Genomic DNA, 24885 nt, shown 5'->3' on the forward strand with positions numbered 1-24885 from the left:
GAATTTTTATTATAGGAGGTCATAAGATGGCTATTCGACTGATTGTTCAAGATCCGGATCCGGTATTGCGCGAGCGCGCGGTAGAGGTAACCAAATTTAATGCGAATTTGCATAAATTGCTCCGCGACATGGCGGAGACGATGTACGACGCAGACGGAGTAGGTCTGGCTGCACCGCAGGTAGGCATTTCCAAACGCGTCATTGTCGTCGATGTTGGCGATGATCATGGTTTGATTGAAATGGTAAACCCTGAGATTATCGAGGCTGAAGGCGAACAGCTCGGACCAGAGGGCTGCCTAAGTATTGCCAAAATCAGCGGTGATGTTAACCGTGCACAACGCATTAAACTAAAAGGGCAGGACCGTAACGGCGTAACGTTTGAGATGGAAGCGGCTGATTTTTTGGCGCGCGCTTTTCAGCATGAGGTCGACCATTTGAATGGCGTACTATTTACGGATATTGCGGTATCGATCTACGATACGGCGAGCCGTCCTCCCCGGAATGAGAGTGAATAGATGCGAATCGTATTTATGGGAACGCCAGCGTTTGCCGTTCCATCTTTAGAGGCTATTCTTGCCGCAGGACATACCGTAGAGCTGGTGGTCACACAGCCTGATCGCCCGAAAGGCCGCAAAAAAACGTTGACGCCGCCTCCGGTTAAGGAAGCGGCTCTTCTTCGCGGCCTTCTAGTTGCACAACCGGAACGTCTGCGCGGATCCGATACCGTACAGCAAATTGCCGAGCTGCAGCCGGACCTTATTGTCACTGCCGCTTACGGACAGATTTTGCCGAAAGCGGTGCTGGAAGTTCCGCGTCTAGGCTGCATTAATGTTCACGGCTCCTTGCTTCCGCGTTATCGCGGCGGTGCTCCGATCCAGCGCTCCATTATCAATGGCGAGAGCGTTACAGGCGTGACCATTATGTATATGGCTGAAGGTTTGGATACAGGTGACATGATCAGTGTAGTCGAGGTGCAGATTGCAGATGATGATACTTCAGGTACGCTGTTCGAGAAGCTAACGGATGCAGGCGCGAAGCTGCTCGCAGAAACATTGCCAGCAATTGAAGCCGGTACAGCGAACCGAATCGTGCAAAATCATGATGAAGCTACATACGCGCCAAACCTGTCTCGGGAGGATGAGCGGATCGACTGGAGCCGCAAGGCAAGTCAGATCTATAATCAGGTTCGCGGCCTATCCCCGATGGCAGGCGGTTTTACGATATGGAATGGTGAGCCGTTTAAGGTATGGGGCTGCCGAGTAGTCACTCACAGCAACAATGAACAAGCGGCGCCCGGAACGGTAACGAAACTGTCTGAAGAAGGCATCCTTGTACAAACAGGCGAGGGGTCACTCTTATTGACGAATATTCAACCTGCTGGGAAGAAAGCGATGGATGCCGTGGAATGGCTGAAAGGTGCCAGACTTGAAGCAGGCACAGTGTTCGGCGGTGGCGAAGAATGAGCGGCGGACCGAACAATCGCAGCAAAGGGACCGGAGGCGCAGCGACCGGGCAAGGCAGGAGCGGTAAGAAACCAAACGGCGCCGCGAGTGGTGTGAAACAGCAGCCAAGGCGCAAAACAGCACGCGAGGTTGCTCTCGATACGCTGGTGAAGGTGGCTGAAGCGGGAGCGTACAGCAACTTGCAGCTCAATCGTGCGCTGCAGGATGCACAACTGTCACGGCAAGATGCCGGTCTTGCAACAGAGCTGGTATATGGCACGATACAACATCAGCGTCTGCTGGATGACAGGCTGAACATTCTCGTAACGAAAGGCTTCAACAAGCTGACGCCTTGGGTACTGGTATTGCTGCGCATGAGCGCATACCAATTGCTTCTGCTTGATCGGATACCGGCGCATGCCGCAGTGAACGAGGCGGTCTCCATTGCGAAGCGCCGAGGTCATAGCGGAATTTCGGGGATGGTTAACGGCGTGCTGCGTAATTTGGAGCGCAGCTTGGCCGAGCTGAAAGAACCTATTGAGCATGCGAATCCGATCAAACGGATCGGAATCACGCATTCGTACCCGGATTGGCTCGTTAAGCGCTGGATCGACAGCTACGGCGAGGCTGTAGCGGAGCAAATTTGCGCATCCGGCAATGAGCCGCCGCACAGCAGCTTGCGCGTGAATCCATTGCGGTTATCTCGTGAGAAAGCTATCAGCCTACTCACAGACAATGGGTTGGACGTTGTTGCTTCGAAGCTTGCTGATGCAGCAGTCATCGTTAACGGAGGCGGTAATCTCGCTCAGTCAGAGGGGTATCAGTCCGGACTATGGACACTCCAAGACGAGAGCTCCATGCTAGTTGCGGAAGTGTGTGCGCCGGCGCCGGGTATGAAAGTGCTGGATTGCTGCGCGGCTCCCGGAGGGAAGACGACGCATCTGGCCGAGCTGATGGAGGATCGTGGGCTAGTGTACGCGAACGACGTTCATCCGCACAAGAAGCAGCTGATTGAAGAGCAAGCCGCGCGCCTCGGTCTGAACGCCATTGAAGCGATTACCGGTGATGCGCTGGAGCTAGCTTCGCGATTCGAGCCGCAGAGCTTTGATCTAGTGCTGCTAGATGCACCTTGCTCAGGTTTCGGTGTGATTAGACGCAAGCCTGAAATCAAATGGACGAAGAGTGAAGCTGATGTTCACGCGATTGCAGACTTGCAGACTAATCTGCTGCAAGTGGCGGCCAAGCTTGTCAAGCCGGGCGGTACGCTGGTCTACAGTACATGTACGATTGAACGTGAAGAGAATGAGGGGCAGATCGAGAAGTTTCTGGCAAGTCAGCCCGATTACAAACTCGATGCTGACTGGTCAGCACATATCCTGCAGCCGCTTAAAGAAGGTCAAGTTATCGATGAGAGCTTTGGCGGCATGGTTCAGCTGCTGCCGCAGCAATTTGGCAGCGACGGATTCTTCATTGCCCGTTTGAAGCGGGTTCACTAAGCAGTTTCAAACCCTCCAAACGCTCATGACAGCATCAAGTGGCCTGTTATGGGCGTTTGTGGTAAAATAATCAGGGGCACTCTTATCAAGAGGGCTCAGCACATATTTTGATAAAAGAAACAGGTGTAAAATCGATGAAACCGTTCATCTACGACTATACGTTAGATCAATTGCAAGATTGGATGAAAGAGAATGGCGAGCCCGCTTTCCGTGGCACGCAGCTGTTTGAGTGGCTTTATGTGAAACGGGTGAACAGTTTTGAAGAGATGAGCAATCTCTCGAAGGGGCTTCGCCAGAAGCTGGAGGAGCAATTTGCATTCGTTACGTTGACTGAGATTACGAAATTCGAATCCAAAGACGGTACGGTGAAGTTCCTCTTCGGTTTGCATGACAATCATGCAATCGAAACGGTAATTATGCGTCACAACTATGGAAACAGCATCTGTGTGACGACGCAGGTCGGTTGCCGAATCGGCTGCACATTCTGTGCATCCACGCTTGGCGGTCTGAAACGTAACCTTACAGCCGGCGAGATCGTGGCGCAAGTGGTCGTGGCACAGCAAATGCTTGATGCGACGAATGAACGTGTATCCAGCATCGTCATCATGGGTTCAGGTGAACCGTTTGAGAACTATGATCCAACAATGACGTTCCTTCGTAACATGATCCATGAGAAAGGGCTGAATATCGGCCAGCGTCACATTACAGTTTCGACAAGCGGCATCGTGCCAAGCATGTATAAATTCGCCGAAGAGAACACGCAGATCAATCTGGCGATTTCCATTCATGCGCCTAACGACAAGCTCCGTTCGAAGCTGATGCCGGTTAACCGCCGCTACCCATTCGAAGAAGTAATGGAAGCTTGCCGCTACTACATTGCGAAGACAGGGCGCCGGATTACGTTTGAGTATGCCTTGATCGGCAGTGTGAATGACCAAAGCGAGCATGCGCAAGAACTGGCAGACGTACTGAAAGGCATGCTTTGCCACGTGAATTTGATTCCGGTCAATCACGTGCCGGAACGTGACTATGTGCGTACCCCGCGCGAGCAGATTTTCGAGTTCCACCGCATTCTGGAGAAGAACAATATCAATGCCACCATCCGCAGAGAACAAGGTCATGACATTGCAGCAGCTTGCGGACAACTACGTGCTAAACATATGGAGTCTACGGCGGGGTGATGAGTTGTGAAGATCGCTTATCGGAGCGATGTTGGGCGTATTCGATCAATTAATGAAGACACGGCTTGGTCGGACTCTTATGAGTTCGGCCTGACCGTGGCAATAGTTGCCGATGGCATGGGCGGTCACAAGGCAGGTGAAGTGGCAAGCCAATTGGCGGTGGATACCTTCCGAGAGGCGCTTCAGAATGTTAATTCTGGGCTGTCTTTGGAGGAGCGTAAGCTGCTGATGAGCCAGGCTATTCTGCAAGCGAACGAAGTTGTTTTTGACATGGCGTCCAACAACGAGCAATTTCATAATATGGGAACAACAATCGTTGCCGCACTTATACAAGACGATAACGGAGTCATCGGTCATATCGGCGACAGCCGGGTTTATAAATGGAGAGAAGGCGTCATGACTCAGCTGACTGAGGATCATACGCTTGTTCAAGAATTGGTTAAATCGGGTCAAATCACGCTTGAAGAAGCGGCGGTCCATCCGAGAAGAAATGTAATTACACGTGCACTCGGCACTGATGAAGAGGTTGAAGTAGATATCATTTGCACTTCCTGGCGAGCCGGAGATTTGCTTATGTTATGCAGCGACGGTCTGACGACAATGGCGAGTACTTCAGCAATTATGGAGACTTTAGGGCAGGATGATCTCACCTTGGATCAAAAAGCAGATCGGCTCGTACAACTGGCGCTGGAAGCCGGCGGAGACGACAATATTACAGTAGTGCTGCTGCATCATGCCGAAGACACAGAGCTCGAGGGGTGATCGACATGATAGGACATGAATTAGGCGGAAGATATGAAATTATTACACGCATCGGCGGAGGCGGCATGGCGCTTGTATATAAAGCCCATGATATCCTGCTCAATCGTCATGTTGCGGTTAAAGTGCTGCGTCAACAATTCGTTCATGATGAAGAATTTATTCGTCGTTTCAGACGCGAGGCGCAATCGGCAGCCTCTCTTTCGCATTCCAATGTCGTAAGCATCTATGATGTCGGACAAGAAGACGATACGCACTACATCGTGATGGAATATGTCGAAGGCAACAATTTAAACGAAATTATTAAAGAACGTGCGCCGTTGCAAACCGAGGAAGCGGTTCGGATTGCGATTCAAATTTGCGATGCACTTGAGCACGCGCATTATAATCAAATCATTCATCGTGACATCAAACCACATAATATACTTATCGGCAAGAATGGCCGCGTGAAAGTAACCGACTTTGGTATTGCGCGCGCGGTAACCTCTTCGACAATTACCCAAACAGGTTCTGTGGTGGGCTCTGTTCATTATTTCTCACCGGAACATGCGAAGGGTGTCGTAACCGGCGAGAAGTCCGACTTGTATTCGCTTGGTATCGTGCTATACCAGATGGTGACTGGGAAGCTGCCTTTCTTGGGTGAAAGCCCGATCAGCGTAGCGCTGAAGCATTTGCAAGAAACATTCGCCGAGCCCAAAACACTGAACCCGTACATACCGCAAAGTGTAGAGAATGTGATTTTGCGAGCGATGCGGAAGAATCCGGCTGAACGTTATGCGTCTGCCAAGGAGATGCTCAGCGATCTGGAAACTTGTTTGCAGCCAGAGCGATTGAAAGAACCGAAGATTACATTCGCAAATTCCGATTTTGACGAGACGCGTGTCATGCCTGCGATTCGCGGCAGCATTGCCGATAAGATGACGGATACGATATCGAGTGTGAGAACCGAACAGAGTGGCGGCACACCGGCTGAGAAAGCGAAGATATCCGCAGATCAGTCGGATCAGGATCGTTGGAATTCGAATGGTCTGGAAGAATTGCCGCGCAAACGCAAATGGGTCAAGCCTGTCGTGACGGTTGCTTCAACCTTGATTATTATTGCTCTTGTTTACTGGGGAGCCATGACTGTTCTGAGTTGGTTTGATATTGAAGAGGTCGATGTGCCGTATGTGGTCAATATGACGGAGACTGAAGCCCGCACAACGCTCGAAGGTGCTGGACTTAAAGTGGAAGAGCCCTCGATTTATACCGATAAAGAAGGGGTTCCGAAGGACGTTGTATACGAGCAGTCGAAACCGAATCAACGGGTGAAGGTAGGCTCATTCATTAAGCTGTACGTCAGCAAAGGGCCGAAACTGGCGACAGCCGGAGATTATGCCGGGAAGTCCTATGAGGATACGGTAGCAGCGCTGGTTGCGCTTGGCGTAGCCCAAGACAGTATTACCAAGGATGAAACTTTCAGTGATGAGACGCCGGGCACTGTATTGGAACAGAGCCCAGAAGTTGGTGCTGAATTTGATCCGAAGACGGTTAAATTTAATTTAACGGTCAGCCAAGGGAAAGAAACATTCCCAATGCCGAATCTGATTAATAAGTCGGAGAAGGATGCGATCGCGCTTCTGAAGTCAAAAGGTCTTAAGATTAACGAGGCCGACATCGTGCGCGAACCAAGCTACAAAGAGAAAGGAACTGTAATCGCACAGTACCCTTTCGATCCTGAGGCTCCGGTATCCGAGGGAGCTGATATTACGCTTACGGTAAGCTCCGGATTACCAGAGGAAGCAATCGAATACACCTTCAATATCGTCATTTCGCCGGCAGTGGCTGGCAAAACGAGCGAGATCCGTATTACATATACGGATGCACGCGGTGAGAATATTGAATGGGGTAAACGGAAAATTAAAGATACGCAGTCCTTCCCGGTTAAGGTCGTGCTTGATCCAAACACGGAAGCGATGGTTACCATTTATCGAGATAATCAATTTACCGATACCTTCTCCAAAACGTATGAAGATGTAAAATCGGGTGAAACTGGAGCGCCGGAAACGGTCCCAGGCACCGAAACGCCGCCTGAAGATCAGCCGGCGCAAACTGAGGAGAATCCTACCGATGGCAATACGACCACAAACGAGACCGACCAATAGCAAGTCCGATCTAACAGGAAGAATTGTCAAAGCATTGAGCGGTTATTATTATGTAAGACCGCTCGATGCTTCCTCCGATGTGGAGCCGATTCAGTGCAGGGCGCGCGGCATCTTCAAGAAACGCGGCGAATCGCCGCTTGTCGGTGATGTCGTTGAATACGAAGAGACGGAGAACGGCGAGGGAGCCGTTAATCGAATCCTGCCGCGCAGCTCAGAGCTGATTCGACCGCCTGTTGTTAATATTGATCTTGCTGTACTGGTTTTCTCGGTGACGGAGCCAGTGCTGAATTTGCAGCTTCTGGATAAGTTTCTTGTTCATATCGAGCATGCCGGCATCCAAGCGGTGCTTTGTCTCAGCAAGCAGGATCTCGCCGAGGATGGCGAGGATTCAGAAGAAGCACGCAGTGCCATGAACGATGTGCTTCGTATCTATCGGCCGATCGGTTATGAGGTGCTTGTGACGAGCTCAAGGCAAGGTGATGGCACTCCGGCACTGGCAGAGCGTCTACAAGGCCATCTGGCGGTGTTCGCCGGTCAATCAGGCGTGGGGAAGTCCTCGCTGCTTAATGCGCTCGTACCGGGCCTCACGCTCGAGACAAACGCAATCAGCAATCGCCTTGGACGTGGTAAACATACTACTCGTCATGTAGAGCTTGTCGATATCGGCGGGGGATATGTTGCGGATACACCTGGGTTTAGTCAACTGGATTTTGCCGAGCTTGGCATTGAAGAATTAGGTACTTGTTTCAGAGAAATGCACGAGCTTTCTTCGGGATGCAAATTCCGAGGCTGTACACATATTCATGAACCTGAATGTGCGGTGCTGGAAGCGCTGGGGCGCGGTGAAATCGCACCTAGCCGCCACAGCAATTACGTGCTGTTCATGGAGGAAATGAAAGAGAAAAAGCGGAGGTACTGAAATGTCTATCATAGCACCATCGATACTGTCGGCTAATTTTGCGACACTTGCAGAAGAAATCAAAGACGTGGAGCGTGCCGGAGCGGATTGGATTCATATTGATGTCATGGACGGCCATTTCGTCCCAACACTAACGTTCGGACCACTAGTCATTAGTGCCGTACGGCCAGCCACTAAGCTTGTTTTTGATGTGCATTTGATGATCGAGCGTCCGGAGCTGCATATCGCCTCTTACGTAGCTGCAGGAGCGGACCGGATTACGATACATGCCGAGGCATGCGTTCATCTGCACCGCGTTATTCACCAAATCAAAGAAGCCGGATTGCCTGTCGGTGTTGCGCTGAATCCGGCAACGCCGATTAACGTGCTGGAGAATGTGCTGGACGATTTGGATATGGTGCTGATTATGACCGTAAACCCGGGCTTCGGGGGGCAGCAGTTCATTCCTCAATCGCTGCAGAAGATCCGTCAGCTGCGAGCACTGCTTGAATCTCGAGGGCTTGGAGACATGCTGATCCAGGTCGATGGCGGCGTTAATGCAACGACTGCTAAGCTTGTCAGAGAAGCAGGCGCTGACGTGTTTGTAGCCGGCAATGCCATATTCACTGAACAGGATCGCGGAGCGGCTATTTCAGCACTGCGTTAGGAGGACTAAAGATGCCCGATTGGTTGAAGAAAGGCCTGCTATGTACGCTCTTTAGTCTTGGCTGCGGACTGATGCTGGCGATATTTCCGAATGTAAAGACCGGCGTCAATTTTCTTTTCTCCATTCTTGCTCTTGTTATTGCAATCTTCTATTTTAAGCGGTTTACATCATTGCGATCGCGGATCGTATTTGGTGTGATGTCGCTGCTGTTCTTTCTTATCTTTACCATAGTGATTGCCGTTGTGCTTTACGCTAGGGCGCATCCAATGACTACTACCTAGCAGCCGGAGGATGACTTCGGGTTTGGAATAGGACGATCATAGATCGCATAGGATGGTTACATGAACGAACGTTCTTGTAGCCTTTTTTATTTGTGTAATTAAGGCTGAGAGGACCGTTACGGATGTTTATTCAGCAGACGAAGAACGTTTTGCTCACGCACACGACGCAAAACTCTTAGGAGGGGTGGAGCATGAAATTTTACACGATCAAGCTGCCGAAGTTTTTGGGTGGCTTCGTGAAGGCGATTCTGAATACGTTCCAGAAGAACTAGCGGCTGTGAATGCTGCCTTGAAGCCAAAACAAAGGAACGGTTCGACATGCAGCATCCTGAGCACAGCGCACAGCAATCGGTCCCTCCTGTGCCTAGACATGCAAAAAAGCACCTGATTGAATCAGGTGCTTTTTGTCCATGGCTTAATGCCGTTATACACGTGTTACTTTGCCGGCTTTGAGAGCACGAGTGCTGACGTAAACGCGTTTTGGTTTACCGTTAACAAGAATTCTAACTTTTTGAACGTTAACGCCCCAAGTGCGGCGAGTTTTGTTGTTAGCGTGCGAAACATGATTGCCTACCCCTGGGCCTTTGCCCGTAATGGCACATTTGCGAGACATGGAATACACCTCCCTTGAAGATTCACTGCAAATAAACAGACTCCAATATAATAACATAACAAATCACATTCATCAAGCATTTCAAGTTTCATACTCTAAGGTATATAAAGCGCTTAAAATGCAGAAAATGGTCGTAAAATGGGCATTGGGCTTCAAAATCGTCATTATTTATAGTACAATGTTGTTTAGTCCATAATAATAACGGTGAAGGAGTGGTTTTCCATGCCCCTGCAGATTAATTCGGATTTAGGCAATGTATTCATAACCGACCATGTTATCTCCGTTCTTGCCGGCTCAGCGGCACTGGATTGTTATGGACTGGTAGGGATGGCTTCAAGAAAGCAGCTGAAAGACGGAATTGCTGAGCTGCTTGGTCGAGATAATTTATCGCGCGGTGTTGAAGTCCACCGAGAGAACGACTACTTACACATTGATCTGTACATCATCGTTAGCTACGGCACAAAAATTTCCGAGGTCGCACATAACATTCAGTCGAAAGTGAAATATGTGATGAACGAGGTCATCGGCGTCAAGGTAGACGTCATCAATATTTTTGTCCAAGGCGTACGGGTATCTCGGTAGGAAGGGGTAATACGTTTGATTAAACGCTTTATTAACGGCTCAGACTTTACAAGTATGGTACTGAGCGGAGCGGAAAGTTTGCAAAGAAATGTTGAGCGCATTAATGCGCTGAATGTGTTCCCGGTTCCGGACGGTGATACCGGGACGAATATGAATTTAACGATGACGTCAGGAAAACGCGAGCTTCAGAGCAAATCCTCCCCAGCAATAGGCAAAGTTGCGGAAGCGCTTTCTAAAGGGTTGCTTATGGGTGCACGCGGGAATTCCGGCGTTATTTTGTCACAGTTATTCAGGGGGTTCGCCAAAAGTATCGTCAACTTGGAGCAAATCGATCCGATTCAGTTTGCTGCTGCACTTCAGAACGGAGTTGACATGGCTTATAAGGCTGTCGTCAAGCCGGTTGAAGGGACGATTCTAACCGTTGCGAAAGACACGGCTAGACATGCGGTGTCGATCGCAAAGCGCACAACAGATATGACAGAGATGATGCGCGAGGTTGTTACCAAATCGAATGAATCGCTAGCACGTACACCTGATTTACTTCCGGTACTTAAACAAGTAGGCGTAGTGGATTCCGGCGGTCAGGGACTTGTTTGTATCTATGAGGGTTTCCTGCGTGCACTAACTGAAAACATGGGCAGTGTGGATGAAAGTCATAATGGTTCGGAAGCAGCATCACCTGAGCTGTTCCCGGCAATGAAGGCCGTGCCTGCACCATCAGTCCCACGTTCTAACCAAGTGCTTTCCAGTGCACAATCTCGCTTGGAAACAGAGAATATTGAATTTTTATACGATATGGAATTTTTCATTAATCGGAAGCTGGCAGGCCGTCAGACGCTGCGCTTCGATGAAGCTTTGTTCAAAGGCATGCTTAGCAGAGATGGAGATTCGATCCTTGTCATTGCGGACGATGAAATCATTAAAGTTCATGTTCATACGCGCAAGCCGGGAGATGTGCTGAACTACGCGCTGCCTTACGGTGAGCTGACTGAAATTCATATTCTTAACATGCGTGAGCAGCATCGTGAGCTTCTTCATGAAGAAGCCTCGCATCTGAACAGCAGCACGACATCCGCCCCTGCAGTTCACGAAGATCCCCTGAAGGAAACGACGATTGTAGAGGAAGCAGCGCTTGGGCTAGCTGTTTCGGAAGTGTTGACAGGCACGCCTGCAGCGTCCATCACAGCGGAATCGGCTCATGAGTGGGCAGCATTCGGCATCATTGCAGTGGCCATGGGCGAAGGGATCGCATCGATCTTCATGGATAACAACGTGGATATCGTGCTTTCCGGCGGACAATCGATGAATCCATCGACAGAGGATTTCGTCAATGCGATTGAATCACTGTCGGCTGAACATATTTATCTGCTGCCGAATAACGGCAATATCATCTTGGCTGCGCAGCAAGCCGCAGAGCTGTGTGAACGAAATGTAACCGTCATACAAACGAAGAATATTCCGCAAGGTCTTGCGGCTGTTCTGGTCTTCAAGGAAGACGGAACTGCTGAAGAGAACACGGAAGCGATGAGCGAGGCTGCGAAGCAAGTACGTTCGGGTCAAGTCACGAATGCTGTACGGAATACTTCGATTGACGGCATTACCATCCATGAAGGCGATTATATCGGCATCTTGGAAAAGTCCATTGTGACCGCTTCCCCAAGCTTGCAAGAAACTTGCCGGGAGCTGCTTGCCAGAATGCTGGAAGACGGCGGCGAGCTTGTTACGATCCTTACAGGAGAGCAAGCAGATGCGGCTGTAACTGCGGAATTCGTACAATGGGCAGCCGATACCTTTGCACATGCCGAGCTCGAAGTACACGAAGGCGGACAACCGCTTTATCCATATCTATTTGCAGTGGAATAGGGGGTGCTGGGATGGGTGCAATCAAGATCATAACGGACAGTACGGCGGATATTCCAAAGCGTGTCCGTGAGCAGCATAATATCGAGATGGTACCGCTTAAGGTGCTCTTCGGCGAGGACACGTATCTCGATGCAGTCACCATCACGAACAATCAATTTTATGAGCGATTGGCCAAAGCGGATCTGCTGCCAACCACTTCACAGCCCTCACCGGTAGAGTTCATGGAAGCCTACGAGCGCGTGCTCGGTACAGGAAAGGACACCTCTATCATCTCCATTCATTTGTCCTCTGCACTAAGCGGCACTTATCAATCGGCGGTTCTGGGCTCTAACTTACTTGAAGTTTCCGGCGATATTACGGTGATCGATTCCAAATCCGCGTCGTATGGCATTGGGATGCTGGCTGTTAAAGCGGCTGAGATGGCCGCTGCGGGTGAAACCAAAGAAGCCATTGTGACCAAAGTGGAAAATATGATTCAAGATCGTCGCATGTATTTCTTGCTGGACACACTCGAGTATTTGCAGAAAGGTGGCCGAATTGGCAAAGCAGCAGCTTTGTTTGGTTCGATCCTCAACATAAAGCCAATCTTGACGATTGACAGCGAAGGCGAAGTAATGGCAGTAGATAAGGTGCGCGGGACGAAGAAAGCGATGCAGCGCATTATCGATCTGTTTAAGAAAGACTTCGGCAATGATCCAATTGAAATGACAGTCGGGTGGACACATAAGAACGAGCTGGCGCTTGAGCTTGCAGCTCTGGCGCAAGGACAGCTGAACATACGCAGCATCAGGCAAACAGAGATCGGTTCTGTTATTGGAACACATGCCGGTCCCGGTGCTGCTGCATTGTTTATTACGCGGGTGTGAGGTAATGGGGATGAAGCTGGATCAAATAACGGTCCGGCAAATGAAAGGCGTGAGTGCTCAGAAAGAATTAGAGCTTCACGCCTTTGGCGTTCATACGATCGCGGATTTGCTGGATTATTTTCCTTTTCGATATGAAGACTATCGCATTCGGAGCTTAGGGGAAACGAAGGATGGGGAGAAAGCGACCGTTGAAGGCAAGATTATGGGCAATCCGCTCTTGCAGCGGCTCGGCCGTGCTAAGACTCGCTTAACCTGTAAAATAGTTATCGACGGCATATTAGTGACGGCCGTGTGGTTTAATCGACATTTTCTACAGGATCAGCTGGTTCCTGGTCGGGATATCGTGCTGACGGGCAAGTGGGAGCAGCAGCGGCTGCAAATTACGGTATCGGAGTCCGAGTTCCCTGATAAAGGCGCTTCGCGCTCAGGCACTCTCCAGTCGGTATACTCCGTTGGCGGCAGTGTGACACAGCCATGGATACGCAAAATCATGGCACAAGCGCTGCTCCAATATGGGACGATGGTGGAAGAGATTCTGCCTGTAGAATTGATGGACAAGCATGGCCTCATGCTGCGCAGAGATGCGGTGAAGCAAATTCATCAGCCCGAGGATATAGCGCAAGGGCAGGCGGCTCGTCGCAGACTCGTCTACGAGGAGCTGTTCTTGTTCCAGTTAAAGCTGCAGGCGTACCGTACGATTAATCGTAAACGAATGGATGGTGTCGCCCATGTGGTTGATGCGGAATCGATACGGGTTTTCGTGCGGACACTGCCCTTTGAGCTGACAGATTCACAGAAGAAGGTTGTTAACGAAATCTTGATTGATATGCGTCATCCCTCCTGTATGAACCGCTTGCTGCAAGGAGATGTTGGATCCGGTAAGACTGTCGTAGCGGCTATCGCGCTGTTTGCCGCCTACAAAGCAGGTCACCAAGGGGCACTAATGGTACCGACGGAGATATTAGCGGAGCAGCACTACCGTTCCTTACAGAAGCTTCTAGGCGGTGTTGGGCTGCAGGTAGCGCTGCTGACAGGCAGCTTGACGGAGAAGAAACGGCGGGATGTACTGGCAGGGCTGCAAATGGGGCTGATTGATGTGATCGTGGGTACGCAGGCGATTATTCAGGAAGGCGTTAATTTCCGCAGTCTGGGTTTAGTTGTAACGGATGAGCAGCACCGATTTGGCGTTAACCAGCGAAGTGTACTGCGCCGCAAAGGGATGAATCCGGATGTACTGACGATGACAGCGACACCGATCCCCAGAACGCTTGCCATTACGGCGTTCGGCGACCTTGATGTATCTACGCTGCGGGAACGTCCGCAGGGTCGTAAGCCGATCCAGACAAATTGGGTGAAGCATAATATGCTGGAACGCGTGCTTGGATTTATTCGGCGTGAGGTGGAGGCAGGGCGTCAGTGTTATTTTATATGCCCGCTCATCGAGGAATCGGAGAAGCTGGATGTGCAGAATGCGATAGATTTGCATATTCAAATCCAGCAAGCATTCCCAGATCTGAAGATAGGCTTGCTGCACGGACGACTCACTACCTCGGACAAAGATGAAGTCATGCGCGCATTCAGCGAGAATGAAGTACATGTGCTTGTAGCAACCACCGTCGTCGAAGTCGGGGTCGACGTGCCGAACGCTACTCTGATGGTCATTATGGATGCGGAGCGGTTTGGCTTGTCCCAGCTCCACCAGCTGCGCGGGCGCGTTGGACGTGGCGGACATCAATCCTACTGTGTCTTAATAGCTGATCCGAAGTCGGAGATCGGTCGTGAACGGATGAAAATCATGACGGAGACGGATGATGGCTTCGAGGTATCGAGACGGGATTTGGAGCTGAGGGGACCCGGGGATTTCTTCGGCACGAAGCAAAGCGGTGTACCGGACTTTAAGCTTGCCGATATGGCGGCCGACTTTGCCGTGCTCGAGGAAGCCAGGGACGATGCGGCCGACATTACGGCAAAGCCGGATTTCTGGACGGAAGCGGCTTATGCCAGAGTACGTGACTTGTTGAAGAAAGATCAACTTTTTCAAGGGGAACTCTTGGACTAGTTTTGAAAGTGGCTGTCTCAGCATATAGTACAACGAATGGCTTTAATAAGCCGACGGAGGTGCTAGCCCTAAGATGAGCTACACGAAATATGGTATCCGGCCTGAGTTGGTCGAGCGTGTGAAATTGAAGATGAAGAATCCGGTCGTGAAGGATCGTATGAAGATGCTGTTAAATGGTGTTTCCAAATATGATTTACAGGATCGCACGAAAGTAAAGAAGCTGGTGAAGACGTCAGCCGGCATCTTGCAAGAGTCCCTTACGGAGCAGCAAGAAGAGCAATTGATTGCATTCATACTTGGTCAGAAAATCGATCCTTCAAACACGATCCACCTTATCAAACTATGGGCTATGTTCCGCTGATCCTTGGATCGGCGGATTTTTTTTGCTCTCATCCAGCGCGTTCAGATGGGAGCGATACACGACGCATCATCATTCGCAACACTGCCGACTGTTTTGCCAACCGGATAGGCCTCAAGCAGCTCAGATGGAAACGGGGAGAGCAGCGCATTAAGCTGCTGTTGATCTTGCATCGAACGGTCAAGCCACATCGCTTCATGCTCTTCATGGAGGATAACCGGCATCCGGTTATGGATTGGAGCCATCAGCTCATTAGGCGTCGTTGTCAGAATGGTACAGGTACTCAGTTTAATCCCATCCGGGGAAATCCAAGTATCATATAACCCGGCCATACTAAAGAGCTTGCGGTCGCGCTTCACAATGCGCATCGGCTGCTTGTCCTTCTCATCCTGTCGCCATTCATAGAAGCCATCGGCCGGTATGATGCAGCGTTTGCGGCGAATAAGCTGCTTGAAGGCAGGTTTCTCCCAGACCGTTTCGGCGCGTGCATTGAGCATTTTGTTGCCAACTTTCGGACTGTCTGCCCAGGAAGGGACAAGCCCCCATTTGAGCTCACCTAGCCGGTTTTGCGTGCCGTCACCAACGATGGCGAATACCATTTGACCAGGGGCAACATTATATTTGGGCTGATGATAAGGCACATTCGTGGAAGAAATCCAATAACGTAACATTAGCTCTTCCAAAGATACTGTAATGGTATAACGTCCACACATCGTCTGCTAACCTCCTGCACCTATTCGTCCTATTCTCTTCAGTATACTACGGGCGGCTAATTGATTGTAGAGAAGCCCATACTAATTGTATACCCGTGGACAAGAAGAAACGGATGTCGCCCCATAAAGAAAGGAGTGGCGAAGCGCATGGAGCATCAAAGCAGCAATAACCATTCTGTAATGAAGCGTATCATACTTGGCTTGCGAAGTTTGCCTGCACGCATTGTTGCTTATGTAGCGGCAAAGCGGCGTGCGAAAGAGGCTTCCTCGAAGTTGGCTCAGCACGCAATTCCAATGGAGCTCAAGCAAGAATTGGTCCGAGAGCTGCGAGTGGGTTGGAAGTTACACGGTGAACAGCGAGCAGAATCGCCTACTGAGCCCTTATCTGAGTTATATAACGAACAGGAACGTGCATGGATTCATCGGATTCGCCATGAGACGGAGATTGCTAATCAGAATAACGTGACTCGCACGGAGGCGTACCGCGCGGTTTATTTTCGCAGTCCTGAGCTGCATTGGGCGCTGCTGGCCCATGTGGTTTCCCGCAATGGCGGCTGGAATATGACTGACTTGCAGGGGGAGCTGCTGCCGCGGCTGCTTGATCGCGCCTATCGCAAGCAGACATTTCTTCTCCTGGAACGTGCGAACGCTATGATTTTTCAAGATGCTTATCCTCAGCTGTTACTTTACGAGGCATCGCGGAAGGAAGGGCGTGAGCTCTTCTCGTTATTGCCTGCCTTTGGCGTGTCAGGTTTCATGCGTCCGGTTTGGTCGCAGTTCTGGCGCCGCAAAGATGCAGCCATTCTGACCACGGCACTAATTGTGAATGAGCAGCATGTCATTGAAGCTCCTCTTGTTCGCAGTACCTACTTCAAGGAGCATGTCTTACGCAAGCCAGCATTCCTATTGCAGACGCCACTCCAAACCAATGCTGTATTTATGCCCTATGGCGCGCCGAACGAAGGAGCTATGAAACTTGCGGGGCTGGTGATTGAGAATTTCCGCAACATCAAGGAGAGAATTGAATTCGGGAAGCGATTGTATGCCATTCTATATGGCGTTCCGGAGGTGCATCGCGGTGTACTGGCATTCGTTCGAGCCGTGCATCATACCGGCTCAAGAGCCGATTATGCGCCGCATTTATTTACGAAGCAATTGCGATCCCAATCGACGAGAAGTTACGTAGAGAAGCTGGATGGCTGTAAACTGAAGCGTAGGGCAAAGAAATTTGCCAGTCCGGAGCTGACTGCAGCCTGGCAGGATGTACCCGTAGAGATAGGCAGCCGTGAAGATTGGTTTCAGGAAACAAGCGAGGTGGAAAGATACTTCGAACAGCTGCCGTTGCCAGAGGTGTTTGTTATTTCCGAAGAGCACTGTCGCGCGATTAATAAGATCGAGTTAGCCGTGCTGGCTGCCCAGCAGCTGAAGTCGAGCTCGGTATCAGACAAAAGGCGATAGAGTTAAGCTGCATGCAGCTTGACTCTATCGCCTTTTTCATCGTGCTGCGAAGACTAACCTTTGCGGTGCAGCAATTCCCAGCGGTACACGTATTCGAACAGAAATTCGAACGCTTCAAGATGGCGTTTCGCTTCAAAAGCGTTCGCGCCCCAAGCGTAAATACCGTGCTTCCGCAGCATGATACCGGGAATGCGTGGATCAAGTCGTTCCGTAACTTCCGGTACGATGCTCGGGATATGCGTGAAGTTGGACACGATCGGGATATCAATATGGGCATCATCTTCCCAAATATTGAATGCTTTTATAAGCTCAACACCGTCAACCGGGATCGATTTACGCTCCCAGAAGAGCTCGGAGACGATGCTGTTATAGACGGAATGGATGTGGAAAATAGCGCCGCAGCCCGTTTGACGGTAGATTTCACAGTGGATCAACGTCTCAGCCGAAGGTTTGAGTCGAGTGGGCTCGCTCGGTTTGCCTGTTTGATCGACGAACAGGAAATCCTCCGGTGTCGACAGCGACTTATCCTTGCCGCTTGCGGTAATGGCAAAGTTGAAATCCTCCGGCGAGTAGTCGCCTACTCGAATCGAAAGATTGCCGCTCGTTCCCGGGAACCAGCCGCGGGAAGCGAAGAGGCTCTTAACTTCAGTTAGTTCTGCAAGCACGCGCTGCTTGTCTTCTAATGCGATCTGTGCAAATGACATCGTTAAGTTGTCGCCTCCTGCAATTTCAATACGTCGATGACGTCGTGGAACGTCTTGAACTCGTGATAGGAAAGTCCGAGCTCTTTGCATTTCTGCGTCAAATGCGAGCGGGCGAATACCACATCAGCAAGCTTCGCTCCTTCAAAATCCGTCACGCTGTCGCCGATAAGAATGCGCTCATATTGACCTTTAGGGAAGCGGCGAATAATTGTTGTTTTGCACATGCCGCAATCTGTCTTGCATTCGCCTTCACAGGGGTGAGGCCATGTAATCTCGATTTGATCGCCTGAGAAATCACTGCCGTTGCAATAGATGTGATTCTCCGGAATGTTAAACTGCGCAAGAAGCGGGTAAACGAAGAAGTCGATGCCGCCGCTCGTGACGTAGAATTCGATATCGTGATCTTTGCAATATTGCAGCAAATCGGCAAAACCGGCACGGATGGCAGCGTTGGAAATGGCATAGTCGACCACTTCTCGTTTCATCGAGGAAGGCAGCAGTTGGAACAACTCGCCAACTCCTTGACGAATCGTCTTGCGTTGTCCGACGATGTCGTTTACGATCGCTTCCCAGCCAGGCGGATTGAAATGTTTGATAATGGCAACGATGTTATCGTTCTCTGTAATGGTGCCGTCAAAATCGCAAAAGATAACGCGCTGCGGGGATCTGGATGACATGTTATTGTTCATGCTCATTATTCCTTGTACCCCCAGCTGTCAATCGCAGCTTGAAGCGCTTCGTTACCGGGCTTCGCAGCTGCTTCAGGCAGTGAGATGCCTGCTCTTGCGGCTTCAATCGCCATGCGGAACGCTTGTCCGCCAGCTGCTGTTCCCATCGGATGTCCGTGGATGCCTCCGCCTGCATTGACGACGACATCGGTGCCGAAGTCGCGCAGAATAAGCGGGACCAGTCCGGGATGGATGCCCGCAGAAGGGACTGGGAAGCTTGGTGCTACCGGCAGGGCCGGGTCGATCAATGCCGCTTGCACGGCCAAGTTCTCTTCGCGCGGCATGACGACAGAGCCGTACGGCGAAGGGAATAGAACAAGATCCGCTCCGGCTAGTCTCATCAGCTTGCCCAGCAGCAAAGGTGCGGCGATGCCGTAGTGCACGGAAGGGTACAAGGCGCCAGCCATTGCAGGGTGAGCCGCAATCGGTACCGAAATTTCCGGATCGCTGCTTAGCTCATGCAACACGTCGTATCCATACGCGAGCACGTTGAACAGAAGTGCATTCGCGCCTGCGCTGATTGCCTTCTTCGCTTGGGAAGCAAGCTTAGAAGTCGGGCCGGTCAAGTTCACGGCATACAGCAGTTTCTGGCCGGTAACCTGTTCAGCTTCACGTGCAGCTTCCATGCATGCTTCTACACGTTTCTCCAGAGGCGTAAGCGGGTTCTCGAATAGGATCTCATCATCCTTGATGAGGTCTACGCCGCCCAGCGCTTGCTGATAGAACTGCTCACGCAGGTTAGGCAGATCATGACCGATAACGGATTTGAAGATACTCATTAATAGTGGACGCTCGTTAGCCCCTAGCAGTTTACGTACACCTTCGATACCGAATTTCGGTCCGGGAAATGCAGAAACAAAGCTGCTTGAGAAATCGAGATCAAGCAGTTTGATTTTGCCATCCATGGACAGCTTTCCGAATACCGTAACGAGCAGGGCAGGGAGGTCACGGCTGAAATTCACATCCGGATAGGCAATGCGCAGATCGGCATAACGCTCTCCCGGAGCGGAGCCTTCATGAACGTCTACGGAGATGACGCGGCCCAGATGTTTCTCCATCTCGGCTTTACGCGCTTCCGGCAGATCCGTCCAGCTTCCGACCGTCAGGCCGACAGCTATTCCTTGTGCTTTCTTATGAAAATCTGCTTTGTCATCGTAACAACGATAAGTTGCTATACATACGGCTTGCTCACTCATGATGTCGCTTTCCTTTCAATCTCTGCTCCCATTTCCGCAGCACGCTCCGCAGCACGTGCAATCGCACTAATGACCGCTTGCGAGAAATGGTTAGCATCTAGTTTCTCAATTGCAGCTTGTGTCGTGCCGTTAGGAGAGGTCACTTTGCGGCGCAGATCAGCCGGGTTCTCCCCAGTAGCTTTCACCATATGTGCGGCTCCTAGTACGGTTTGAACAGTCAGCTCTCGTGCGGCTTCCTCAGTTAAGCCAAGCTGGCTGCCTGCTGCAATCATAGCTTCCATTAGGTAGTACACGTAGGCAGGTCCGCTTCCTGACAACCCTGTAACAACCTCAAGCAGTTGTTCTTCCACAACCGCCGTTAAGCCAACCGCTTGAAACATCGTCTCGGCAAGGTCACGCTGATTGCCCGTAACGGAAGCAGAGAAGCTGACTCCGGTAGCTCCAAGTCCGATCGTGCTCGACGTATTCGGCATTGTACGTACAATCGGCATCGGTTTGCCGAGCAATGTTTCCAACGTGCGAATGGTCATGCCTGCAATAACCGAGATGATTAGTTGACCCGGATGCAGAAGATCTCGCACTTGAAGGATGGCTTCGGCAGCATCCTTCGGTTTCATCATAAGAAATACAATATCTGCTTCCTGCAGCATGACGGATTTCTCCGCTTCCAGAGAGGAAGTATTCACGCCGTACCTAGACGTGAGCTCTTCCATACGTGCGGCGTTTTGCCGATTCATCATGCTGATCTGACCCGGCTCGGTCAGGCCGCGGTCAAGCAGTCCGCGAACCATCGCTTCGGCAATGGAGCCTGCACCATAGAAACACATTTTAAGCGATCCGATTGCGATCGAAACACTAGAAGATGAAAGTAACGTCATGATCGTGAATCCTCCTGTTCTATCCGCGGATTTGTCCGCTGCCGTAAATGCGGAATTTGGTTGATGTCAGTGCGGGCAGACCCATTGGTCCTCTGGCATGGAGCTTCTGCGTACTGATGCCGATTTCGGCACCGTAGCCAAATTCGAAGCCATCCGTAAAACGAGTGGAAGCGTTATGGTAGACCGCAGCCGCATCGATCTGCTGCAAGAACTGATCAGCGTGCTCTTGATTCTCGGTGACGATACATTCCGAATGCATCGTGCCGTATTTGCTAATATGCTGCATGGCTTCATCTATGCCGGAAACGATATGAATATTCATAATGTAATCATTATATTCCGTTGCATAATCCGATTCGGTTACAGCATTAGCCTCAGGGACGATGGCAAGTGTCCGTTCACAACCGCGGAGCTCGACATTAGCTGCAAGGAAGCGGTCAGCCAGTTCACGAAGATGGCGTTCGGCGAAAGCTTCATGGACGAGCAGCGTCTCCATAGAGTTGCATACAGAAGGGCGCTGAACCTTAGCATTGAAGGCGATATCCGACGCCATCGCAGGCTTCGCGCTGTCGTCCAAGTAAGTATGACAAACGCCGGCGCCTGTTTCAATGACGGGAACAGTCGCATTTTCAACAACATTTCGAATTAATGATGCGCCGCCGCGAGGGATCACGACGTCAAGCAGCCCATTTAACTTCAGCATTTCGTCAACGGATGCACGCGATGGGTCCTCAATCAGTTGGAGGGCTTCAGCAGGCATGGAAGTGGAGGCAAGAGCGCCCTGCAGCACTTCGACGATGCGGCGGTTGGATTCCAGCGCAGCAGATCCACCGCGAAGGACGACGGAGTTGCCCGTCTTAAGGCATAGTCCGGCTGCATCGACCGTTACGTTGGGACGAGCTTCATAGATCATTCCGATAACGCCGAGCGGAACAGAGATTTTGTCGACACGCAGTCCGTTAGGACGTTCAAAGGATTCCAAAGTAAGACCTACAGGATCGTTCAGTTGCACGACTTGGCGAAGTCCTTCGGCGATATCTTCGACACGTGCCGATGTAAGCGTCAGTCTGTCAAGCAGCGATTCGCTCGTTCCGTTTGCGCGTCCGCGTTCAATGTCGATTCGGTTCGCTTGAATAATTGAATCTTGATGACGGATCAAGGCATTTGCCATTTCGAGAAGGGCTTCATTCTTCTGATTCGTCGTTAATCGGTTCATAATACCCGCTGCTTGTTTGGCAAGGACCGCTTTCTCCCGTACTTCGCTCATATGGTCTCTCTCCCTCATAAGTCCTGTCGTCTAAGATCTAAGTGTGACCCACTCATCACGGTGGATGACTTCTATTCGAGTTACTTCAACACGTCTGCGAACTTCTTCCGTACTTAAGCCGGCAACGGCTTGCACCTGCCAAGCTGCATAGTTCACGACGCCACGGCCAAGCGATTGCTGCTGTTCATTATACACTTCAACGACATCGCCGGGATGAAAATCACCTTCAATGGTTCGAATGCCGGCAGGCAGCAGGCTTTTGCCGCCTTCGAGCAACGCTCGTTCTGCACCGGGATCGACGAAGATGCGGCCTTGCGGCATGGAATGGAAGCCAAGCCATTGTTTCTTTGTCGTCAGATTGTGCTGGCTCGTTTCGAAATACGTCCCTTTGCCGATTCCGGATACGGCGAGATTCAAATCGCCGGGCTCCACGACACGGCCGATAAATACCGGAACACCGCCGCGCATCGCGATACGTGCTGCTTCAATCTTCGAACGCATCCCGCCGGTTCCGACAGCTGATCCTGCTCCGCCGGCGACGCGCAGAATGTCATCGGAAATTTGCTCGACACGATCGTAACGAACGGCATTCGGGTTCTTGCGCGGATCTTCCGTATACAGGCCATCCATATCGGTCAAAATAATGAGCCGCTTCGCTTTCACAAGATTGCCGACAAGCGCGGATAACGTATCGTTCTCGCTGAACTTCAATTCATCTGTTGCTACGGTGTCGTTCTCGTTCACGATCGGAAGCATGCGCCGGTGGAGCAGCTCTTCAATGGTCATCAGTGCATTCTGAATCCGTTTGCGATTGGAGAAATCCGCTCGAGTAAGCAGAATTTGAGCAACGCCAATGCCGCCATTGTTGCCGTAGGATGCGAAGGCTTCCTGATACGCTTGCATGAGCAGGGCTTGACCGACGGCCGCGGCCGCTTGTTTCTCGTGGACGAGCTTCGGACGGGTATGATAGCCGATTTTCTTGAATCCGGCGGCGATGGCACCGGAGGTGACGAGCAGTACTTGGTAGCCTGCTTCATGGAGGGCAGCGAGCTCATGCGCGAAGAAGGCGATTCGTTCCCGATTAATGCCGCCTTCATCGGAGGTTAAGGAGCTGCTGCCGATTTTGACTACAATGGTATCTGTCATATGTCTCCCCAAACCTTTCCTAGAAAATAAAAAAACTCTCATCCTTGTATATACATTCTTGTATATACAAAGGACGAAAGTTTAACTTCCGCGGTACCACCTTTATTAACGGCTATGTTTGGCATGCCGTTCCGCTTTCTTAGACCTGATAACAGCAGGTCGCTGTCCGACTCATCGCCGGCCGTTCCGGGGAAGGTTTCTGCAGCAATAACGGTAAATTCTCACAGCGAACGAATTTACTCTCTGTCGCATTGCGGAGTGCATACTTGGCCCCATCAAGACGTTAATGGTTTTTAATTAAAGAGAATCATACCATGTTCTGCCTGGTACTGTAAAGCAAAGAAAAGCCCATAAAGACGGGCTTTATGGGCGCAGTGAAAAATATTATTAGATTATTCGAACAGACCCAGTTTGCCGATGCGGTGAATCGCTTCTTGCAGCCGTTCTTCAGAGGCAAGCAGTCCAAGTCGCACATAATTATCACCATGCGTGCCGAACCCGACTCCCGGCGCGAGTACGACATCGGCTTTCTCCAAAACGAGATCAGAGAAGGAAGAGGAGGTATAGCCTTTAGGCACAGGCAGCCAGCAGAAGAAAGAACCGCTTGGCTTCGCAGCCTTCCAGCCAATCTCGTCCATCGCGCCGAATAGGGCGTTTCGTCTGCTCTCATAAGCAGCAGCAAGATCGGTCACGCATTGCTGCGGGCCGGTAAGCGCAGCAGCTGCAGCAGCTTGAATACCGCCGAACAAACTGCAATAGTAATGATCTTGAATGAGATTGATCAATGAAATGATTTCGGGATTACCAAGGGCAAAGCCGACACGCCAGCCGGCCATATTGTAAGTCTTGGACAGCGTATAGAATTCAACGCCGACTTCTTTAGCTCCAGGTGTTTGCAAGAAGCTAACAGGTTGTTTGCCGTCAAACCCAATTGCGCCATAAGCAAAATCACTCGCAACGACGATGCCATGTTTGGCAGCGAATTCCACGGTTTGTTTGTAAAATTCCGGATCAGCTGTTGCCCCGGTCGGATTGTTCGGATAATTGATGAACATAAGTTTCGCTTTATCCGCAATAGCCGGAGATACCGCACTGTAATCCGGTAGAAAAGCATTGTCAGCCGTCAGCGGCATATATTCCATCTTGCCGCCCGCAAGTGCAACCCCGGACCAGTAATCCGGATAGCCGGGATCAGGCACGAGGCAGATATCGCCGGGATTCAGCAAACATTGGCTAATTTCGATCAGACCTGTTTTGCCGCCGAACAAGATGGCAACTTCTTTCTCCGGATCGAGGTCGACGCCATAGTCTTCTTTATACCGCTGTGCAACCGCTTGTTTGAGAAAAGGATATCCGCTGAAAGGCGGATAACGATGATACATCGGGTTCGGAGCTGCCTCTTGAAGTGCGGCTACGATATGAGGCGGTGTAGGCTGATCCGGATTGCCCTGCCCCAAATTGATGACATCGCGGCCTTTGGCTGCTTGCGCGTTGGCTTTGCGGACAAGTCCGGCAAAGAATTGTGCCGGCAAACCGGTCATCCGGTCTGCCGGATTGATTTGAACTGTTTTTATTCCATCCATAGT

Annotated in this window: 25 protein-coding genes; 16 read left to right on the forward strand and 9 right to left on the reverse strand. The window is 50.9% G+C overall.

Annotated elements, in window-relative coordinates; all coding sequences use genetic code 11:
* Positions 1-26: 26 nt before the first annotated feature.
* From def to spoVM, 10 genes are all read left to right on the forward strand, one after another.
* Complete coding sequence (gene def / locus AC0YNS_RS08015) at positions 27-515, forward strand: peptide deformylase (protein WP_475780478.1); 489 nt, start codon at positions 27-29, stop codon at positions 513-515.
* Positions 516-1463, forward strand: coding sequence for a methionyl-tRNA formyltransferase (fmt, locus tag AC0YNS_RS08020; RefSeq protein WP_475780479.1), 948 nt, complete (start codon positions 516-518; stop codon positions 1461-1463).
* Entirely contained in the window at positions 1460-2938 is a 1479-nt protein-coding gene (gene rsmB / locus AC0YNS_RS08025; protein ID WP_475780480.1) for a 16S rRNA (cytosine(967)-C(5))-methyltransferase RsmB, read from the forward strand. Before fmt ends, rsmB begins: the two co-directional genes overlap by 4 nt.
* Before the next feature lie 134 nt (positions 2939-3072).
* The gene (gene rlmN / locus AC0YNS_RS08030; RefSeq protein WP_475780481.1) at positions 3073-4119 is read left to right on the forward strand and encodes a dual-specificity RNA methyltransferase RlmN; all 1047 of its coding nucleotides are present in this window, start codon (positions 3073-3075) and stop codon (positions 4117-4119) included.
* Positions 4120-4125: 6 nt separating this feature from the next.
* The gene (locus AC0YNS_RS08035) at positions 4126-4881 is read left to right on the forward strand and encodes a Stp1/IreP family PP2C-type Ser/Thr phosphatase (RefSeq protein WP_475780482.1); all 756 of its coding nucleotides are present in this window, start codon (positions 4126-4128) and stop codon (positions 4879-4881) included.
* A 5-nt stretch (positions 4882-4886) separates the two neighbouring features.
* Positions 4887-7022, forward strand: coding sequence for a Stk1 family PASTA domain-containing Ser/Thr kinase (gene pknB, locus AC0YNS_RS08040; protein WP_475780483.1), 2136 nt, complete (start codon positions 4887-4889; stop codon positions 7020-7022).
* Positions 6988-7941: a ribosome small subunit-dependent GTPase A gene (rsgA, locus tag AC0YNS_RS08045; protein ID WP_475780484.1), complete on the forward strand. Its 954-nt coding sequence runs from the start codon at positions 6988-6990 to the stop codon at positions 7939-7941. Before pknB ends, rsgA begins: the two co-directional genes overlap by 35 nt.
* A 1-nt stretch (position 7942) precedes the next feature.
* Entirely contained in the window at positions 7943-8587 is a 645-nt protein-coding gene (gene rpe, locus AC0YNS_RS08050) for a ribulose-phosphate 3-epimerase (protein WP_475780485.1), read from the forward strand.
* 11 nt (positions 8588-8598) lie between these two features.
* Positions 8599-8868, forward strand: coding sequence for a hypothetical protein (locus AC0YNS_RS08055; RefSeq protein WP_475780486.1), 270 nt, complete (start codon positions 8599-8601; stop codon positions 8866-8868).
* Between the two features lie 191 nt (positions 8869-9059).
* Positions 9060-9140 carry a stage V sporulation protein SpoVM gene (gene spoVM / locus AC0YNS_RS08060; protein ID WP_010345573.1) on the forward strand — a complete coding sequence of 27 codons (81 nt, stop codon included), beginning with the start codon at positions 9060-9062 and terminating at the stop codon, positions 9138-9140.
* A 152-nt stretch (positions 9141-9292) separates the two neighbouring features.
* Here spoVM and rpmB read toward each other — a convergent pair whose 3' ends face one another.
* The gene (gene rpmB / locus AC0YNS_RS08065; RefSeq protein ID WP_090978267.1) at positions 9293-9481 is read right to left on the reverse strand and encodes a 50S ribosomal protein L28; all 189 of its coding nucleotides are present in this window, start codon (positions 9479-9481) and stop codon (positions 9293-9295) included.
* Positions 9482-9703: 222 nt separating this feature from the next.
* Here rpmB and AC0YNS_RS08070 point away from each other — a divergent pair, with 222 nt between their 5' ends.
* The 5 genes from AC0YNS_RS08070 to AC0YNS_RS08090 all read left to right on the forward strand — a co-directional run bounded on the left by AC0YNS_RS08070 (position 9704) and on the right by AC0YNS_RS08090 (position 15212).
* Positions 9704-10063 (forward strand): Asp23/Gls24 family envelope stress response protein, encoded by a 360-nt coding sequence (locus tag AC0YNS_RS08070; RefSeq protein WP_090978269.1) that lies wholly within the window; start codon positions 9704-9706, stop codon positions 10061-10063.
* A gap of 54 nt (positions 10064-10117) precedes the next feature.
* Entirely contained in the window at positions 10118-11926 is a 1809-nt protein-coding gene (locus tag AC0YNS_RS08075) for a DAK2 domain-containing protein (protein ID WP_475781000.1), read from the forward strand.
* Positions 11927-11937: 11 nt separating this feature from the next.
* Positions 11938-12792, forward strand: a complete 855-nt coding sequence (locus AC0YNS_RS08080) for a DegV family protein (RefSeq protein WP_475780487.1) — start codon at positions 11938-11940, stop codon at positions 12790-12792.
* Positions 12793-12802: 10 nt separating this feature from the next.
* Complete coding sequence (gene recG, locus AC0YNS_RS08085; RefSeq protein WP_475780488.1) at positions 12803-14851, forward strand: ATP-dependent DNA helicase RecG; 2049 nt, start codon at positions 12803-12805, stop codon at positions 14849-14851.
* Positions 14852-14924: 73 nt separating this feature from the next.
* Positions 14925-15212, forward strand: coding sequence for a stage VI sporulation protein F (locus tag AC0YNS_RS08090; protein WP_475780489.1), 288 nt, complete (start codon positions 14925-14927; stop codon positions 15210-15212).
* Between the two features lie 41 nt (positions 15213-15253).
* On the opposite strand, the gene AC0YNS_RS08095 is transcribed toward AC0YNS_RS08090, so the two are convergent.
* Positions 15254-15922 (reverse strand): SOS response-associated peptidase, encoded by a 669-nt coding sequence (locus AC0YNS_RS08095; protein WP_475780490.1) that lies wholly within the window; start codon positions 15920-15922, stop codon positions 15254-15256.
* A 147-nt stretch (positions 15923-16069) separates the two neighbouring features.
* On the opposite strand from AC0YNS_RS08095, the gene AC0YNS_RS08100 reads away from it, so the two are divergent.
* Positions 16070-17380, forward strand: a complete 1311-nt coding sequence (locus tag AC0YNS_RS08100) for a DUF2515 family protein (RefSeq protein WP_475780491.1) — start codon at positions 16070-16072, stop codon at positions 17378-17380.
* A 53-nt stretch (positions 17381-17433) separates the two neighbouring features.
* Here the strand turns inward: AC0YNS_RS08100 and mtnB are convergent, their stop codons facing one another.
* The 7 genes from mtnB to AC0YNS_RS08135 form a co-directional block, all read right to left on the reverse strand.
* Positions 17434-18084, reverse strand: a complete 651-nt coding sequence (gene mtnB, locus AC0YNS_RS08105) for a methylthioribulose 1-phosphate dehydratase (protein ID WP_475780492.1) — start codon at positions 18082-18084, stop codon at positions 17434-17436.
* A 2-nt stretch (positions 18085-18086) separates the two neighbouring features.
* On the reverse strand, positions 18087-18779 hold the full coding sequence (locus tag AC0YNS_RS08110; RefSeq protein WP_475780493.1) for a 2-hydroxy-3-keto-5-methylthiopentenyl-1-phosphate phosphatase: 693 nt from the start codon (positions 18777-18779) through the stop codon (positions 18087-18089).
* Positions 18779-20008, reverse strand: coding sequence for a 2,3-diketo-5-methylthiopentyl-1-phosphate enolase (locus AC0YNS_RS08115; protein ID WP_475780494.1), 1230 nt, complete (start codon positions 20006-20008; stop codon positions 18779-18781). Before AC0YNS_RS08115 ends, AC0YNS_RS08110 begins: the two co-directional genes overlap by 1 nt.
* Positions 20005-20886 (reverse strand): pyrroline-5-carboxylate reductase, encoded by an 882-nt coding sequence (gene proC / locus AC0YNS_RS08120; protein WP_475780495.1) that lies wholly within the window; start codon positions 20884-20886, stop codon positions 20005-20007. The genes AC0YNS_RS08115 and proC overlap by 4 nt, the downstream gene beginning before the upstream one ends.
* A gap of 19 nt (positions 20887-20905) precedes the next feature.
* Positions 20906-22153 carry a glutamate-5-semialdehyde dehydrogenase gene (locus AC0YNS_RS08125; protein ID WP_475780496.1) on the reverse strand — a complete coding sequence of 416 codons (1248 nt, stop codon included), beginning with the start codon at positions 22151-22153 and terminating at the stop codon, positions 20906-20908.
* Positions 22154-22183: 30 nt separating this feature from the next.
* Positions 22184-23299 (reverse strand): glutamate 5-kinase, encoded by a 1116-nt coding sequence (proB, locus tag AC0YNS_RS08130; protein ID WP_475780497.1) that lies wholly within the window; start codon positions 23297-23299, stop codon positions 22184-22186.
* Between the two features lie 392 nt (positions 23300-23691).
* Positions 23692-24882 carry an aminotransferase class I/II-fold pyridoxal phosphate-dependent enzyme gene (locus tag AC0YNS_RS08135; RefSeq protein WP_475780498.1) on the reverse strand — a complete coding sequence of 397 codons (1191 nt, stop codon included), beginning with the start codon at positions 24880-24882 and terminating at the stop codon, positions 23692-23694.
* Positions 24883-24885 lie beyond the last annotated feature (3 nt).

Source organism: Paenibacillus sp. J22FR21 (assembly GCF_056269135.1).